General features: G+C 73.3%; 14 protein-coding genes. 5 read left to right on the forward strand and 9 right to left on the reverse strand.

Translation table 11 applies throughout. From position 1 onward, the window contains the following. Positions 1–69: 69 nt before the first annotated feature. Positions 70–1077, reverse strand: a complete 1008-nt coding sequence (locus ABZ783_RS19445) for an alpha/beta hydrolase (protein WP_357439943.1) — start codon at positions 1075–1077, stop codon at positions 70–72. A gap of 158 nt (positions 1078–1235) precedes the next feature. Here ABZ783_RS19445 and ABZ783_RS19450 point away from each other — a divergent pair, with 158 nt between their 5' ends. Next, the gene (locus ABZ783_RS19450; protein WP_357439946.1) at positions 1236–1406 is read left to right on the forward strand and encodes a hypothetical protein; all 171 of its coding nucleotides are present in this window, start codon (positions 1236–1238) and stop codon (positions 1404–1406) included. Positions 1407–1523: 117 nt separating this feature from the next. Here the strand turns inward: ABZ783_RS19450 and ABZ783_RS19455 are convergent, their stop codons facing one another. The 8 genes from ABZ783_RS19455 to ABZ783_RS19490 all read right to left on the reverse strand — a co-directional run bounded on the left by ABZ783_RS19455 (position 1524) and on the right by ABZ783_RS19490 (position 12429). Further along, positions 1524–2645, reverse strand: a complete 1122-nt coding sequence (locus tag ABZ783_RS19455; RefSeq protein ID WP_357439948.1) for an acetate kinase — start codon at positions 2643–2645, stop codon at positions 1524–1526. Then, positions 2642–4714 carry a phosphate acetyltransferase gene (gene pta, locus ABZ783_RS19460; protein WP_357439951.1) on the reverse strand — a complete coding sequence of 691 codons (2073 nt, stop codon included), beginning with the start codon at positions 4712–4714 and terminating at the stop codon, positions 2642–2644. Before pta ends, ABZ783_RS19455 begins: the two co-directional genes overlap by 4 nt. A 71-nt stretch (positions 4715–4785) precedes the next feature. Continuing rightward, on the reverse strand, positions 4786–5493 hold the full coding sequence (locus tag ABZ783_RS19465) for a DUF998 domain-containing protein (RefSeq protein WP_357439954.1): 708 nt from the start codon (positions 5491–5493) through the stop codon (positions 4786–4788). A 101-nt stretch (positions 5494–5594) separates the two neighbouring features. Beyond that, positions 5595–5774 (reverse strand): DUF6104 family protein, encoded by a 180-nt coding sequence (locus tag ABZ783_RS19470; protein ID WP_357440187.1) that lies wholly within the window; start codon positions 5772–5774, stop codon positions 5595–5597. Positions 5775–5864: 90 nt separating this feature from the next. Next, positions 5865–9608 carry a multifunctional oxoglutarate decarboxylase/oxoglutarate dehydrogenase thiamine pyrophosphate-binding subunit/dihydrolipoyllysine-residue succinyltransferase subunit gene (locus ABZ783_RS19475; protein ID WP_357439956.1) on the reverse strand — a complete coding sequence of 1248 codons (3744 nt, stop codon included), beginning with the start codon at positions 9606–9608 and terminating at the stop codon, positions 5865–5867. Between the two features lie 257 nt (positions 9609–9865). After that, entirely contained in the window at positions 9866–10678 is an 813-nt protein-coding gene (locus ABZ783_RS19480; protein WP_357439958.1) for an ABC transporter permease, read from the reverse strand. Further along, positions 10675–11613, reverse strand: a complete 939-nt coding sequence (locus tag ABZ783_RS19485; protein ID WP_357439961.1) for an ABC transporter ATP-binding protein — start codon at positions 11611–11613, stop codon at positions 10675–10677. The genes ABZ783_RS19480 and ABZ783_RS19485 overlap by 4 nt, the downstream gene beginning before the upstream one ends. A 159-nt stretch (positions 11614–11772) precedes the next feature. Continuing rightward, positions 11773–12429, reverse strand: a complete 657-nt coding sequence (locus ABZ783_RS19490) for a hypothetical protein (protein WP_357439962.1) — start codon at positions 12427–12429, stop codon at positions 11773–11775. Between the two features lie 253 nt (positions 12430–12682). Between ABZ783_RS19490 and ABZ783_RS19495 the strand changes: the two genes are divergently transcribed. From ABZ783_RS19495 to ABZ783_RS19510, 4 genes are all read left to right on the forward strand, one after another. Continuing rightward, complete coding sequence (locus ABZ783_RS19495; RefSeq protein WP_357439965.1) at positions 12683–13516, forward strand: GNAT family N-acyltransferase; 834 nt, start codon at positions 12683–12685, stop codon at positions 13514–13516. Beyond that, positions 13513–14517, forward strand: coding sequence for a lysophospholipid acyltransferase family protein (locus ABZ783_RS19500; protein WP_357439968.1), 1005 nt, complete (start codon positions 13513–13515; stop codon positions 14515–14517). The genes ABZ783_RS19495 and ABZ783_RS19500 overlap by 4 nt, the downstream gene beginning before the upstream one ends. Before the next feature lie 101 nt (positions 14518–14618). After that, positions 14619–15455, forward strand: a complete 837-nt coding sequence (locus tag ABZ783_RS19505; protein WP_357439971.1) for a DUF4097 family beta strand repeat-containing protein — start codon at positions 14619–14621, stop codon at positions 15453–15455. Then, complete coding sequence (locus tag ABZ783_RS19510) at positions 15452–16069, forward strand: PadR family transcriptional regulator (protein ID WP_357439974.1); 618 nt, start codon at positions 15452–15454, stop codon at positions 16067–16069. The genes ABZ783_RS19505 and ABZ783_RS19510 overlap by 4 nt, the downstream gene beginning before the upstream one ends. The last annotated feature ends 2 nt before the right edge of the window (positions 16070–16071 follow it).

The following is a 16071-nucleotide window of genomic DNA, read 5'->3' on the forward strand; positions in this document are numbered from 1 at the left end:
CCGGTCGACACCACGATGTCGCCGAGCCGGCGTGGGCCGAGGGCCTTACCCACCCGGCGAGCGGCCCAGTCAGCCGGGGAGGCGGCTGGTCAGGGTGGTGACGCCAGGGAGGCGGGCATCGGTGGGGAGGCGGCGTAGGGCGGCCCGGTCGTCGTAGAGGGTCCACCGGAGGAAGTCGATGGTGGTGGCGAGGACCTGCGGGAAGCCGGGGTTTCCCGGGATCAGGTACTCGCCGTGGCCCTGACCGCGAAGGCTCAGGAAGGCGGCCGGCCCGACCGCGCGGGCATACGCGGCCCGGCCGACCGACTCGGGCACGATCGGGTCGGCGGCCCCGTGCACGAACAGCAGCGGCGCCACCGGACCGGCGAAGCTGCCGGCCAGCCCGCCGCCGGCGAGCACGATCCCGGAGCGCAGCCGGGCCGGATGCCCCGAGGTGAACATGCCGGCCGTGGTGAAGCCGCCCGCCGAGTGTCCGGCCGCGGCGATCCGGTTGACGGCGAGGTGCCCGGCGAGCGGGTCGCCGCGGCGGGCGTCGAGGCGTACCAGGTGGCGGATCAGCCGCCAGCCGTCGGCGGGCTGGTTGCGGACGTCCGCCCGGGTGAAGTCCCGCGCCCGCAGGTTGGTACGCGGGAAGGTCGGCGCCGCGACCACGAAGCCGGCGGCGGCCCAGCGGGTGGTCAGCGGGGCGTGCAGCTCGGGAAGGCTGCGCAGCCCGTGGCTGTAGATCACCACCGGGAACCGTCCGGCGGCCACCGGCGCCCCGGCCCGTACGCTCGGCCCGGTCTCCGCCCCCGGGGCGCTAGGCGCGGCGGTGCGGGTCGACGGGGGGATGGTCGAGGTCGGCGGCAGGGCGGTGGGGGTCGACAGCGGGCCGGTCGATGCCGGGTACCAGACGGTGACCGGCAGCGGCCGGGGACCGCCCGCGTCGACGACGAACTGCCGCACGCCGACCGGGTAGGTCGGCTCGGGGGCGGCTGGGATGGCGGGTGCGGCCGCACCGCGGGTCGTCGCGGTGGCCGGACCACATCCCGCGAGCAGCGCCGTCACCAGCGCGGCGACCAGCCGCTGCACCCTCACCACTTCACGGTAGGCGGCCGGGTGGCCGGTGCGGCCCGGACGTCCGGACCGAGCACAGTCACCACCTGGCCGACGCGCCTCCACCGGCCGGACCGTGTTGTGGTCGCCAGCCCGGCGGAACAGCCTCCGGCTGGACGAGCTTCGCTAGGGTCACGCGCATGGCTGAGAACTACACCGACCCGAGCGGCAACACCGCGCAGTTCCGTGCCTTCGTCGAGTCGCCCGACACGGCAGCGGCGGCGGAGGCGCCGTCCCGGCTGCCGCTGATCGCTGGCATCGGCGTCGCCGTGGTGGTGGTCGCCGTGGTGGCCTGGCTCGCGCTCAGCTGAGCCCTCGCCGGCGATCGTGGCAGCAGCCGTCCGACATTCCGCGCCCGACGAGACGGCCGGGATCCCCGCATCGATCGCGCCCTGGCCAGCGAAAAGACGGGCAGCCAGCCGGCCGCCTCAGCCGCGCGAGCCGAGCACGTCCCGGGTCTCCCGGGCGATCTCCCGCTCCTCGTCCGTCCGGATCACGCAGACGGTGACCTCGGCCCCGTCGGGGGAGATCACCCGGTCGCCGGTGCCGTCGTTGCGGGCCGGCTCGACGGCGATCCCCAGCCGGTCCAGCCCGGCCAGCGCGGCGGCGCGGACCGGCGAGGCGTGCTCGCCGACCCCCGCGGTGAAGGTGACCGCGTCCACCCGTCCGAGCAGCGCGTAGTACGCGCCGACGTACCCGGTGATCCGGCGGCAGTAGACGTCGAAGGCGAGGGCGGCGGCGGGATCCCCGGCGTCTCGGCGGGCCAGCACCTCGCGCATGTCGTTGGCCCCGGCCAGGCCGAGCAGGCCGCTGCGGTGGTTGAGCAGGTCGTCGATCTCGTCCACACCCATCCCCGCTTCGCGGCGCAGGTGGAAGATGACCGTCGGGTCGAGGTCCCCGCTGCGGGTACCCATGACCAGGCCCTCCAGCGGTGACAGGCCCATCGAGGTGGCCACGCTCCGCCCGCCCCGGACGGCGCAGGCGCTCGCCCCGTTGCCCAGGTGCAGGGTGATCGTGTTCAGCTCCGCGTAGGGCCGGTCCAGCAGTTCGGCGGTGCGCCGGGAGACGTACGAGTGCGAGGTGCCGTGGAAGCCGTACCGGCGGACGCCGTACCGCTCGGCGGTGTCCCGGTCGATCGCGTAGGTGGCGGCGGCGTCCGGCAGCGTGTGGTGGAACGCGGTGTCGAAGACGGCGACCTGCGGGGTGTCCGGCAGCACCTCCCGGGCCACCCGGATGCCGGCCAGGTTGACCGGGTTGTGCAGCGGGGCGAGCGGCACCAGGTCCTCGATGGCGGCGAGGACCGGGTCGTCGATCAGCGTCGGCTCGCTGAACCGCCGGCCGCCGTGCACCACCCGGTGCCCGACCGCGGCCAGCCCGTCGAGGTCGAGCCGGTCGATGATCTCCCGTACCGCGCTCGCGTGGTCGGGCGGCCCGCCGCCCGGCTCACCCACCCGCTCGATCTTGCCCTTGTCCCGGACCTCCTCGCCGTCGTACAGCCGGTACTTGACCGACGAGGACCCACAGTTGAGCACCAGCACCCGATCGGTCACGCGACCCCCTCCGACGACGCGGCGGCCTGGATGGCGGTGATGGCCACGGTGTTGACGATGTCCGGCACGGTGGCACCCCGGGACAGGTCGTTCACCGGCCGCCGCAGGCCCTGCATGACCGGGCCGACCGCCACCGCTCCGGCCGAGCGCTGCACCGCCTTGTACGTGTTGTTGCCGGTGTTCAGGTCCGGGAAGACGAACACGGTCGCCCGGCCCGCCACCGGGCTGTCCGGCAGCTTGGTGGCCGCGACCTGCGGGTCGATGGCCGCGTCGTACTGGATCGGGCCCGCGACCAGCAGCTCCGGCCGGCGCTCCCGGACCAGCTTGGTGGCCGCCGCGACCTTCTCCACGTCCGCCCCGAAGCCGGAGTCGCCGGTCGAGTACGACAGCATCGCCACCCGGGGCTCGATGCCGAACCGGGCCGCCGTGTCGGCCGAGGAGATGGCGATGTCGGCGAGCTGGATGGCGTCCGGATCCGGGTTGACCGCGCAGTCGCCGTACACCAGCACCCGGTCGGCCAGCAGCATGAAGAAGACGCTGGAGGCGACGGAGACGCCCGGCACGGTCCGGATGATCTCGAAGACCGGCCGGATGGTCGCCGCGGTGGTGTGGGTGGCGCCGGAGACCATGCCGTCGGCACGCCCGGAGTGCACCATCATCGTGCCGAAGTAGTTGGGCTGCGCCACGATGTCCTGGGCCAGCTCGGGCGTGACGCCCCGGTGCGTGCGGAGCCGCGCGTACTCGGCGGCGAACTCGTCCCGCCACTCGCTGGCGACCGGGTCGACCACCTGCGCGCCGCCGATGTCGACGCCCAGCTCGCGGGTGCGCCGGGCGACCTCCGCCGGCCGGCCGAGCAGGGTCAGGTCGGCGACGCCCCGGTGCAGCAGGATCTCCGCCGCGCGCAGGATGCGCTCCTCGGTGCCCTCCGGCAGCACCAGCCGCCGGCGTTGCCCCCGGGCCCGGTCGATCAGGTCGTTCTCGAACATCAGCGGGGTGACCCGCGTGGAGCGGCTGACCCGGAGCCGTCGGGCCAGGTCGACCGTGTCCACGCAGCGTTCGAAGGCGCCGAGCGCCGCCTCCACCTTGCGGGGGTTGGCCACGCTGGGCCGGCCCTCGATCCGGCTGGACGCCTCGACCGTGGCGTAGCTGTCGCTGGGCACCGACAGCACGGCCAGCCCGGTGTTCAGCCGCTCGACCAGCCGCATCGCCCGCGGGTCGGGCTGCTCGCCGAGGGTGAGCACCAGCCCGGCCAGCGAGACCTGCCCGGCCACGTGCGCGGCGCCCGCCGCCACCAGCAGGTCGGCCCGGTCGCCGGGGGTGATCACCAGCGCGCCGTCGGTCAGGTGGTCCAGCAGGATGGGCACGTGCGCCGCGCCCACCACGTAGTCGAGCACGTCGCGGTCCAGCGCGGCGTCGTCCCCGGCGAGCAGGGTGGCGCCGAGCGCCGCCGCCACCTCGGCCACCGTCGGCGCCGACACGGCCGGCACCTCCGGGATCGCGTACGCGGGGACGGGCAGGTCGGGCAGGGTCATCGGCCCGGGCACCCGGTTGGCGACCACCGCCAGCACGGTCGCCCCCAGGTCCACCAGGTCGTGGTACGCCCCGCGTACCGCCGCCGCGACCGCCTCGGGCGGCTGGCCGAACCCGTCGACCACGGGCACCACGACGCTGCCGAACTCGGTGGCCAGCCGGGCGTTGAACGCCAGCTCGCGCGGGCCGGCGCCGTCCCCGTCGGCGAAGTCGCTGCCCACCACGACGACTGCGGGGCAGCGCCGCTCCACCGCACGGTAGCGGGCGACGATCCGGGAGATCAGCTCCTCCCGCCGGCCGTCCGCGACCAGCGCGGTGGCCTCGGCGTACGTCGAGCCGTGCAGCGCGTCGATCGGCAGCTCCACCCGGTAGCGCTCGGTGAGCAGGGCCAGGATCTGGTCGGGGCTCTGGCCCGCGACCAGCGGCCGGAACGCGCCGATCCGCTCGACCTGCCGGGACAGCAGCTCCGCCAGCCCGAGCGCGACGGTCGACTTGCCCCCGCCCGAGCCCACGCTGGTCAGGTACACGCTGCGTGCCACGACCTCACGCTACAAGATCGTGGTGGCCCCCGCCCGGGTCCTTGTGCCCGGGGCCGACGGCCCCTTCCCGCTCAGGACGAGGTTGGCGCGGCCGGCTGGGGGTCCTGGCGGACGTCGCTCTCGTCGATGGACTCCGCGGCCCGGAACAGCGCGTCGCTCTTCGCCACCCAGGCGGCCCCGAAGGCGAACACGGCGACCGTCTCGCACCACAGCACCGGCTTGAGCGTGTGCCGCAGGTCCGCGGGCAGTCGGGTGCTCGCCAGCGCGAACGTGATCGCCAGCAGGATGAGCCCGCCGCAGAGGCGGTGGAACCGGACGGCCGACCGGGACGGCGGGACCCCGACCCGGTCCGGGCGGGTGAACAGGAAGAGACAGAAGACCGCGAGGAGCAGAAAGAGCCCGGCGGCGGCGATCTGGTGCACCACGCCGACCGTTCGATCGCTGTGGCTGGTGGTGCCGGCCGGCGCACCCACGGTGGTGGGAAAGAGCGCCACCGCGATCGCCAGGACCCCGGCGACGCTGCCCAGCGCGTCGTCCGGCCGGCGGTACCGGTAGGCGATCAGGAACACCCCGACGGCGCACAACGAGCCGACGAAGACGTCGCGCATCTCGGTGTGGTAGTAGGCGCTGAGCGAGTCGAGCAGGGTGAGCCGGCGGGCCACGACCAGGTGACCGACCACCAGCACGACTGGCAGTGCGATGCCGACGGATCCGATGCCGAGACGCAGGTGGCGTACGGTCACCGCGTCCTGCGGCGGTTTGCGGAGTTCGGGATCCATCTCCGCCTCCCTGGCGTCGGGCGGGGCGTGGGTCCTCGGCGGACCCTGCGCGCTGCTCTCCAGTGGACGCCAGGGAACGGCCCACCGTCAATGCGTCACGGTCAGTCCTCGTCCTCGTCGTCCAGCCGGGCCAGCCAGGTGGCGAAGCGCTCGATCGGGGTCTCGAACTCCGGGTTCAGGTCGACGAAGTCGCGCAGCCGTTCGCCCAGCCACTCCATGCTGACCTGCTCGTCGCCCCGGCGCTCGACCAGTTCCTCGATGCCGCGGTCGGTGAAGTACATGATCCGTCCTCTCACAAGAAAAGGGTCGCCACGCGACCGGGGCAGCGGCCGTCGTACGGTCGCTGCCCCGGTGCTGGCGGTGCGGTCAGGTCACGGGCGGGGGAGGGCCGCCTCGATCAGCGCGCCCTGCTCCACCTCGTGCATCTTCGCCGAGCCGACCGCCGGGGCGGCGGCGGCCGGGCGGGAGATGCGGCGCAGCCGGACGCCGTCCAGGTGCTCCAGCAGGTTGAGCGCGACGAACGACCAGGCACCCTGGTTGGCCGGCTCCTCCTGGACCCAGGCGAAGTCCTCGGCGTTCGGGTACTGCGCCAGCGCGGCCCGGATCTCCTCGACCGGCAGCGGGTAGAGCTGCTCCATCCGGATGATCGCGGTGTCCGTGACGCCCCGCTCCTGCCGGGCCTGGAACAGGTCGTAGTAGACCTTGCCCGAGCAGAGCAGCACCCGCTTCACCTGCTCGGGCGCCGGGGCGGCGGTGTCCCGCAGGACCGGCTGGAAGGTGCCCGTGGTGAAGTCCTCCACCGGCGACACGCAGAGCTTGTGCCGCAGCAGCGACTTCGGCGTGAACACCACGAGCGGCTTCCGCTTCGGCGAGAGGGCCTGGCGGCGCAGCAGGTGGAAGTAGCTCGCCGGGGTGCTCGGGATGGCCACCCGCATGTTGTCCTCGGCGCACAGCTGGAGGAACCGCTCCGGGCGGCCGGAGGTGTGGTCCGGGCCCTGGCCCTCGTGGCCGTGCGGCAGCAGCAGGGTCACTGCGGAGCGCTGGCCCCACTTCACCTCGCCGGAGGAGACGAACTCGTCGATCACCGACTGGGCGCCGTTGACGAAGTCACCGAACTGGGCCTCCCAGCAGACCAGCGCGTTGACGTTCTCCACCGAGTAGCCGTACTCGAAGCCCATCGCGGCGTACTCGGACAGCAGCGAGTCGTGCACGAAGAAGCGGGACCGCTCGCCGTCGCCGGTGAGCGACTTCAGCGGCAGGTAGTCGTCGCCGGTCTTCGAGTCGACGATCGAGGCGTGCCGCTGGACGAAGGTGCCGCGGCGCGAGTCCTGCCCGGCGAGCCGGACGGTGACCCCGTCGTGCAGCAGCGAGCCGAACGCGATGATCTCGCCGAAGCCCCAGTCGATGCCACCCTCGACCGCCATCCGGGCCCGCCGGTCCAGCAGCTGCTGGATCCGCTTGTGCGGGGTGAAGCCCTCCGGCAGGTTGACGTGCGCCTCGCCGATCGCCTTGACGACGGCCGCGCCGGTCGCGGTCTCGACCTGCGGCTCCGGCTCCACCAGCCGGGGCGGCCGACTGAGCTGCCGCGGCGTGGTGGCGGCGTCGCGGGTGGCCTTGAAGACCCGCTCCAGCTGCGCCTGGTAGTCGCGCAGCAGTTCCTCCGCGTCCTCCACGGTGATGTCACCCCGCCCGATGAGCTCCTCGGTGTAGAGCTTCCGGACCGACCGCTTCGAGTCGATGATCTGGTACATCTGCGGGTTGGACATCGACGGGTCGTCGCCCTCGTTGTGCCCGCGCCGGCGGTAGCAGACCATGTCGATCACGACGTCCTTGTTGAACGCCTGGCGGTATTCGAAGGCGAGCCGGGCCACCCGGACGACGGCCTCGGGGTCGTCGCCGTTGACGTGGAAGATCGGCGCCTGGATCATCCGGGCCACGTCGGTGCTGTAGAGGCTGGACCGGCTGTATTCCGGGGCGGTGGTGAAGCCGACCTGGTTGTTCACCACCACGTGCACGGTGCCGCCGGTGCGGTAGCCGCGCAGCTGGGACAGGTTCAGCGTCTCGGCGACGACGCCCTGACCGGCGAACGCGGCGTCACCGTGCACCGCCAGCGGCAGCACGGTGTAGCCCTCCAGCTTGAGGTCTATCCGGTCCTGCTTGGCCCGGACGATGCCCTCCAGCACCGGGTCCACGGCCTCCAGGTGCGACGGGTTCGCCACCACCGAGACCTTGACCGCGTGCCCGCCGTCCGGGGTGGTGAACTTGCCGTTCTGGCCGAGGTGGTACTTCACGTCGCCCGAGCCCTGCGTGGAGCGCGGGTCGAGGTGCCCCTCGAACTCGGAGAAGATCTTCTCGTACGGCTTGCCGACGATGTTGGCCAGCACGTTGAGCCGGCCGCGGTGGGCCATGCCGATGACGACCTCGTCCAGCCCGGCCTCGGCGGAGCACTCCAGCACCTCGCCGAGGAGCGGGATCAGCGACTCGCCGCCCTCCAGCGAGAAGCGCTTCTGGCCGACGTACTTGGTCTGCAGGAAGGTCTCGAACGCCTCGGCCGCGTTGAGCCGGTTGAGCACGTGCTTCTGCTCGTCCGGGGTCGGCTTCTCGTACTTGCGCTCGACCCGCTCCTGGAGCCAGCGCCGCTCCTCCGGGTCCTGGATGTGCATGTACTCGATGCCGAGCCGGCGGCAGTACGAGTCGCGCAGCACGCCGAGGATCGAGCGCAGCTTCATCCGCTGCTTGCCGGCGAACCCGTTGACCGGGAACACCCGGTCGAGGTCCCACAGGGTCAGCCCGTGCTGGAGGACGTCCAGGTCCGGGTGCTTGCGGATCTTGAACTCCAGCGGGTCGGTGTCGGCCATCAGGTGGCCGCGCACCCGGTACGCGTGGATCAGCTCGTGCACCCGCGCGGTCTTGTTGATCTGGCCCTCGCTGTCGACGGCCACGTCCCGCACCCAGCGCACCGGCTCGTACGGGATGCGCAGCGAGGTGAAGATCTCGTCGTAGAAGCCGAGCTCGCCGAGCAGCAGCTCGTGCATCACCTTGAGGAACTCGCCGGACTGGGCGCCCTGGATGATCCGGTGGTCATAGGTGCTGGTCAGCGTGATGATCTTGCTGACCGCCAGCTCGGCCAGGGTCGCCTCGCTCATGCCCTGGTAGGGCGCCGGGTATTCCATGGCGCCGACGCCGATGATGGCGCTCTGCCCCTGCATCAGGCGCGGGATCGAGTGGACCGTGCCGATGCCGCCCGGGTTGGTCAGCGAGATGGTCGTGCCGGCGTAGTCCTCCATGGTCAGCTCGTTGCGGCGGGCGCGCCGGACCACGTCCTCGTACGCCTGCCAGAACTGACGGAAGTCCATCTGCTCGCAGGCCTTGATGGAGGGCACCACCAGGTTGCGGGAGCCGTCCGGCTTGGCCAGGTCGATGGCGATGCCGAGGTTGACGTGCTCCGGTCGGACCATCGCCGGCTTGCCGTCGACCTCGGCGTAGGAGTTGTTCATCTCCGGGTGCTCGATCAGCGCCCGGACCAGCGCGTACCCGATCAGGTGGGTGAAGCTCACCTTGCCGCCGCGGCCGCGGGCCAGGTGGTTGTTGATCACGATGCGGTTGTCGACCAGCAGCTTCGCCGGGACCGCGCGCACGCTGGTGGCGGTCGGCACGGCCAGCGAGGCGTCCATGTTCTGCACGATCTTGGCGGCCACCCCGCGCAGCGGGGTGGTGCCGGCGGCGCTCACGGTCGGGGCCTTGGCGGCCGGCTTGGCCGGGGCGGCCTTGGCGGCCGGCGCGGGCTTGGCGGCGGCAGGCTTGGCGGGGGCCGGGGCGGCCTTGGCCGCGGCGGCCGGCTTCGCGGCGGGCCGCTCGGCGGCCGGCCGCTGGGTCACCGTGGCCACCGCCTCCTGCTGCTCGGCGGGTTCCGGCGTCGCGGCCGGCTTGGCCTGGCCGTCGGGGCGCGCAGTGGCGGCGCCGGGGGCCGGCTTGTAGTCGGCGAAGAAGTCGTGCCAGGCCGAGTCCACGCTCGAGGGGTCGGAGAGGTAGCGCTGGTACATCTCCTCGACGATCCACTCATTCGGGCCGAAACCCGCCAGTGGGTTCTCCTGCGAAGTCTGCTGGGTCGACACGGCCGCTGATCGCCTCTTTCACGCGGGTTCGTAAGGTCACGCGGTGTCATCCCGGGCCCGAATCCGGGCACGGAAGACGGCTCCCAGGCTACGCCGTACGAATGGCGTAGGCATTCTCGCCTCCGGCTGGTGTTCCGTTTCACAGAAGATGCCAGAAGTTTGGCAAACGCTGCGTATCCCACCGACTCCTGATATGCGACGAACGGCCCCGGTCGGTGACGCCTGGTCACCCACCGGGGCCGTTCCCCGGATCCGGCTCAGGCGATGTCCCGCCGCCGGGTGATCAGGACGCCGCTGACCCCGCTGACCAGGGCGTAGCCGACCAGCACCAGGGCACCCACCCACCATGCGGGAGTGAACTGGCTGGGTTGCCCGCTGATCATCACCTGGGAGGCGACGGCCGGCCAGACGACCTGCCACTTGATCACGGCCTCGTTGTCGAGCCAGTTGGAGACCAGGAAGAAGAGCAGCTGCACGATCTGGGTGCCGACCAGGTAGAGCACCGCTGCGGTGATCACCGCGCCGAGCTGGTTGGGGATCAGCGTCCCGATGCCCACCCCGAGGCTGGTCCAGATCGCGTACGCCAGCAGGTTGAGCAGCAGAGCGCGCTGCACCTCCCACTCGCCGAGCTGGGTGCCGTGGCCGTCCAGGGACAGGAAGGTCGCCCCGGCGAGCAGGTCGAGCACCGTGGTGGCCAGCCAGAAGCCGAAGCCGAGCAGCGACGCCGCGCCGAGCTTGGCGAGGATCACCGAGGTGCGGCGTGGCGTGGTGAGGAACGTGGTGGTCGCCGTCTGGTGGAAGAACTCGTTGGTGACCATCAGGATGCCGATGAGCATCACGAAGAGCAGTCCGAGGTACTGGCCGGAGGTGTAGACGTTTGCCGCCTGCGCCGCTGCGGTCGCCTGTTCGCCGGTGACCCCGATCTCCTCGCCCCGGCCGCTCAGCGTGGTGTGCGCGAGCCAGGCGTTCACCGCGAAGGCCACCGCGGTGGCGAGAAACGCCCCGATCCCCAGCAACCACCAGGTGCTGGTCGTACGGATCTTGAGCAGCTCGGATCGGACCAGGTTCATCGGATCTCCGCCTTTCCGGCCGTCAGTTCGAGGAAGACCCCCTCCAGGTCGGGGCGCTCGGTGGTCAGCTCGTGCAGCTCCACCTTGGCGGCCAGGGCCACCCGGCCCACGGTCGGCGCGTCCACCCCGGTGACCAGCAGTCCGCCCTGGCCGTCGGCGTCCACCGTGGCCGACTGCTCGCGCAGCGCCGCGGTCAGCTCCTCGGCCTGCGGGGTGCGTACCCGCACCCGCGCGCCGTGGGTCATCGAGCCGATCACCTGATCCACCGGCCCCTGTCGGATGAGCCGGCCGGCCGCGATGATCACCACGTCGTCGGCGAGCAGCTGCATCTCGGAGAGCAGGTGGCTGGAGACCAGCACGGTCCGGCCCTCGGCGGCCAGCCCCTTAAGGAAGCCGCGCATCCAGCGGATCCCCTCCGGGTCGAGGCCGTTGGCTGGCTCGTCGAGGATCAGCACCTGTGGGTTGCCGAGCATCGCGGCGGCGATCCCGAGTCGCTGCTTCATGCCCAGCGAGTAGCCCTTGAACTTGCGTTTCGCCGCCGGGGTGAGTCCGACCAGCGCGAGCGCCTCGTCGGCCCGGTGCCGGGGCAGGCCGGCCGCGGCGCAGATCACCCGCAGGTGGTTGATCCCGGTGCGGCCCTTGTGCGCGCTGGACGCTTCCAGCACCGCGCCCACCGAGCGCAGCGGGTCGGCCAGGTTGGCGTACCGCTGGCCGCCGATGGTGGCCTCGCCGGCGGTCGGCGTGACCAGGTTGAGCAGCATGCGCAGGGTGGTCGTCTTGCCGGCGCCGTTCGGGCCGAGGAAGCCGGTCACCCGCCCCGGCTCGACGGTGAAGGACAGATTGTCGACCGCCCGGACGTTCTTGTACTGCTTCGTCAGTCCGGACACCACGATCTGGCCGGTCCCGGTGCTGGGGCTCCACTGCCCGTCGGACATCGTTCTCCTCTCCTGGCACGGCGCGCGGGCGCGCCGGTGGGGACGCCGTTGCGGGGGCGCCGTGGCACAGCCTGGCAACCCCGTGCAAGCCGGTCAATCAGGCGCGATGCGTACGGCCTCCTCCCTCGGGGGCAGGAGGCGATCATCCCCAGGGATGAGTCAGGCCGGTGGCAGGGCGATCCAGGTGGCGCGGGCGTACCCGAGCAGGGCGCCGTCCGGGCCGTAGAGGCTGGAGTGGACTTCGGCCTTGCGGCCCTCCCCGCCGACCATCGCCCCGGTCACCACGCATTCGTCGCCGGGACGCGGCAGCGCCGCGACCACCGCCGCGATCCGCCCCAGGACGTACGGGCGGCCCGGCGCGATCACCGCCCAGCCGCCGGGGCAGTCCAGCGCTGCCCAGACCGTCGCGGGCACCACCTCGGCCGGGGCCCGGAACGGCGCCGCGGTCCGGCCGTCCGGCAACCGGCCGGGGAAGATCCGGAGCCCGTCCTGGTTCTCCGGGCCGCAGACGTAGCAGCCGGGGAAGGGGTGCTCCACCAACCCCGGGTACGCCTTCGCGGCGGCCGCCGCGGTGGGCCGGTCCACCGGCGGGACCACGGCGGTGAACTCCTCGACCCGGCGTACCTGCGCGATCACCTGGCCGTCCGGGGCGCGTACCTCGCCGTCCACCGCGGCCAGCGGGGTCTCCAGCGGAGGTGGCTTGCGCAGGGTGACCTCCACCGGCCCCCGGTCGTCGACCGCCGCCGCGAAGACCCCGGCACTCCAGCCGCCGTTGCCCGAACCGGCCGGCCCGTGGAAGCGGGACTCAATGATCATCCAATTCCTCCAACCCTGCCCCAGCCCCCGCCCGCAGGCCCCTGGCCCACCCCGCCCCGGCCAGCCTCCCACGCCGCCCCACCCGCCCCACCGCCACATCCCGTCGATCATGAGGTTGGCGGTCACGAACCGGACGAAACGTGCGGCCAACGCCATGATCGGTGCGGCTGGTGGCAGGCGGTGGGCTGGCGTTCACCGGATCGACACCCTTCGTCCCCGGGGGTGGCAACCCGGGCCCCTTACACAGGTAGCCATGGCTGTTCTGCACGCCGCTGGCGCACCCCTCACGACCAGCGGATACACCCTGCTGATCGCCGACGACCCGGCGCTGGTCGCGGCCGCCCAACGCCTCCGTCACGAGGTGTTCGCCACCGAACTCGGCGCGACCCTGCAGCCGGGGGCCGCCGGACTCGACACCGACGAGTACGACGCCCACTGCGACCACCTGGTCGTGCTGCGGGAGGGCACCGACGAGGTGATCGGCACGTACCGCCTGCTGCCGCCCGGCCGCACGGACCGCCGGTACGCCGAGGGCGAGTTCGACCTGACCGCGCTCGCCCCGCTCCGGGACGACCTGGTCGAGGCGGGCCGCTCCTGCGTACACCCGGACCACCGCTCCGGCGCCGTGATCAACCTGATGTGGGCCGGCATCGCCCGCTACCTGCACCTGCGCGGGTCGCGCTGGCTCGGCGGCTGCGCCTCGGTGCCGGTGGCCGACGGCGGTACGGCGGTCGCCGAGGTCTGGGCCCAGGCCACCGCCCGCCACCTCGCCCCGCCGCCGCTGCGGGTCGCGCCCCGCCGTCCGTGGTTCGCCGAGGCGCCGGCCGCCGTCGACCCGGCCACCCTGACGGCCGAGGGCTCCAGGTCGCAGCGCGGCGACAGGCGCGCCGAGCTGGAGTTGTCGCCGGCCGAGCGCCACGCGCTGGTCCCGCCGCTGCTCCGCGGATACCTGCGGCTCGGCGCCTGGATCTGCGGCGAGCCGGCGTACGACCCGGACTTCGACTGCGCCGACTTCTACGTACTGCTCTCGCTGGACCGGATGAACCCCCGCTACCTGCGCCACTTCCTGGGCGGGGGGATCTCGTGACCGCCGCGGAGCTGTGGCGGCCGACCTCGGGCTGCGGGTCGTGGTGCCTGCCCGCCGCCACCGGGTCCACCGTGTCGCGCCCGCGCCGGGTGGCCCGGCTGTTCGGCGTGGTCGGGATGCTCCTGGCCGGGGTCGGGCTGGCCGTGCTGCTGCCGGTGCTGCCCGCCCGGGATCGCCAGGCCGCGCTGCGCGGCTGGGCCCGGGGGACGCTGCGCGCCCTCGGCGTGCGGCTGGTGGTCCGCGGCCGGGCGCCGCGCCGGCCGGCTCTGCTGGTCGCCAACCACGTCTCCTGGCTGGACATCCTCGCGGTGCTCGCGGTGGCCCCGGCCCGGATGCTCGCCAAGCGGGAGGTCCGGGACTGGCCGGTGGTGGGCCCGCTGGCCGCCGCGGCCGGCGCGGTCTTCGTGGACCGGTCGCGACCGCGCGACCTGCCCGCCACCGTCGGCCGGGTGGCCGCCGCGCTGCGCGCCGGGACTCCGGTGGCGGTCTTCCCCGAGGGCACGACCTGGTGCGGCGAGGCCGCCGACTGCCGGCCGCGGGGCGGGTTCCGGCCGGCCATGTTCCAGGCCGCCGTGGACGCCGACGCGCCGATCGTCCCGCTCCGCATCGACTACCGGTACGCCGGCGACCCGACCACCCTGGCCGCGTTCCTCGGCGAGGAGACGCTCTGGGCCTCGGTGTGCCGGGTGCTCGCCGCCCGGGACCTGACCGTGTCGGTGGTGGTGGCCGCCGCGTTGCACCCAGCCCAGGACGCGGACCGGCGGCTGCTGGCCCGCGCCGCCGAGTCGGTGGTCCACCTGACGCCGGCCCGGCCGGTGGCCCTCGGCCGGCCCGCCCCGTTGGGTGGCCTCCTGCCGGCGCCCGTCGGAGCGGCGGCGCTGCCCGGCCGCGGTCTCGCGGTGCCGGCCGGACCCGGTCTCGCCGCCCGGGCCGGGGCGGCCGTGGTGGCGGCCGGCGCGGGGCTCGACGCCCGGGAGGTGGCGCTGGACCGGGCTGCCTGACACAGTCGCGACACTATCTTGTTCAGTCGCGATGTATCGCGTTATGCTCCTCCTGTCGCTCGACGTGCCGCGGGTCGGCACGTCACCGAGGGGAGGACACCATGGCCAGCTGGACGGTCGACAGCCCGCAGCGGCTCACCCTGGACGGGCCGGTCACCCGGCTCGACGTACGGCTGGTCACCGGCCGGCTCAACGTGGTCGCCACCGACGGTCCGGCCCGGATCGACGTCACCCGGGTCAGCCGCCGGCCGGTCATCGTGGAGCACCGCGACGGTCGGCTGTTCGTCGGGCACGAGCGACACCCGCGTTGGCCCGGGTTCCTCTGGTGGCTCGGCCAGCTCGGCCGCCGGTTCCGGGCCGAGGTCTCCGTCGCCGTACCGGCCGACGTGCTGGCCGACCTGCGGCTGGTGGACGGCTCGCTGGTCGCCTCCGGCCTGCGCCGGGACACCCAGGTCGACGTCACCTCCGGCCAGATCACCCTGATGGGGCTGCGTGGCCGGACCACCGCCAAGGTCACCTCCGGCCCGGTGGAGGCGCTCGGCGTCGCCGGCGACCTCTCCCTGGAGACGGTCTCCGGCGAGGTGATCCTCGCCGAGAGCGCACCCGGCCGGGTGCACGCGCACACCGTCTCCGGCTCGATCACCTGCGACCTGGACAACCCCCGGGGCAGCGAGATCCGGCTCAGCGCGATCTCCGGCAGCATCACCGTCCGGGTCCGCGAGGACAGCGACCTCACCGTCGACCTGCACACCGTCTCCGGCCGGATCACCAGTGGCTTCCCGCAGGTGCGCGGCCGCGGCGGGCTCGGCGCGATGAAGGACAGCCACGGGGTGCTGGGCACGGGCGGCGGTAAGCTCTGGGCGTCCGCGACCTCCGGCAGCATCGCCCTGCTCGCCCGGCCCGTCGAGGACGCCGACGACCTGGAGGAGCTGCCGTGACCGCCGTGTTCAGTCACGGGCGGCTCCGGCTCTACCTGCTCAAGCTCCTCGACGACGGCCCGAAGCACGGCTACGAGCTGATCCGCCTGCTGGAGGACCGCTTCCTCGGCCTCTACGCGCCCAGCGCCGGCACCATCTACCCCCGCCTGCAACGGCTGGAGGTCGAAGGGCTGGTCACCCACACCGCCGCGGGCGGCCGGAAGGTGTACGAGATCACCGAGGCGGGTCGCGCCGAGCTGCGGCAGCGCGCCGACGAGCTGGCCGCCCTGGAATCGGACATCAGCGCCTCCGTCGAGGACCTCTCCGCCCTGGCCGGCGAGATCCGCACCGAGGTGCGCGGCTCGGTGCGCGACCTCAAGCGGGAGCTGCGCGAGGCGACCCGGCAGACCCGGCGCACGCACTGGGAGCCGCCGCCCACCCGGCCCGCCGCCGACGGTGGCCCGCGCGCGCCCGGCGAGTCGCCGCTGCTCGCCGAGTTCGACCAGCGGCTGGCGGAGTTCACCGTCGAGGTCGGCGCGCTGGTCCGCGCCGGGCGGCTCACCGACACCCAGCTGCGGACGGCGATCCGGCTGCTCGACGGTGCACTGGACGGGCTGCGCCGGCTGCTCCGCTGAGC

The organism is Micromonospora sp. NPDC047738 (assembly GCF_040642675.1).
Classification (GTDB): Bacteria; Actinomycetota; Actinomycetes; order Mycobacteriales; family Micromonosporaceae; genus Micromonospora.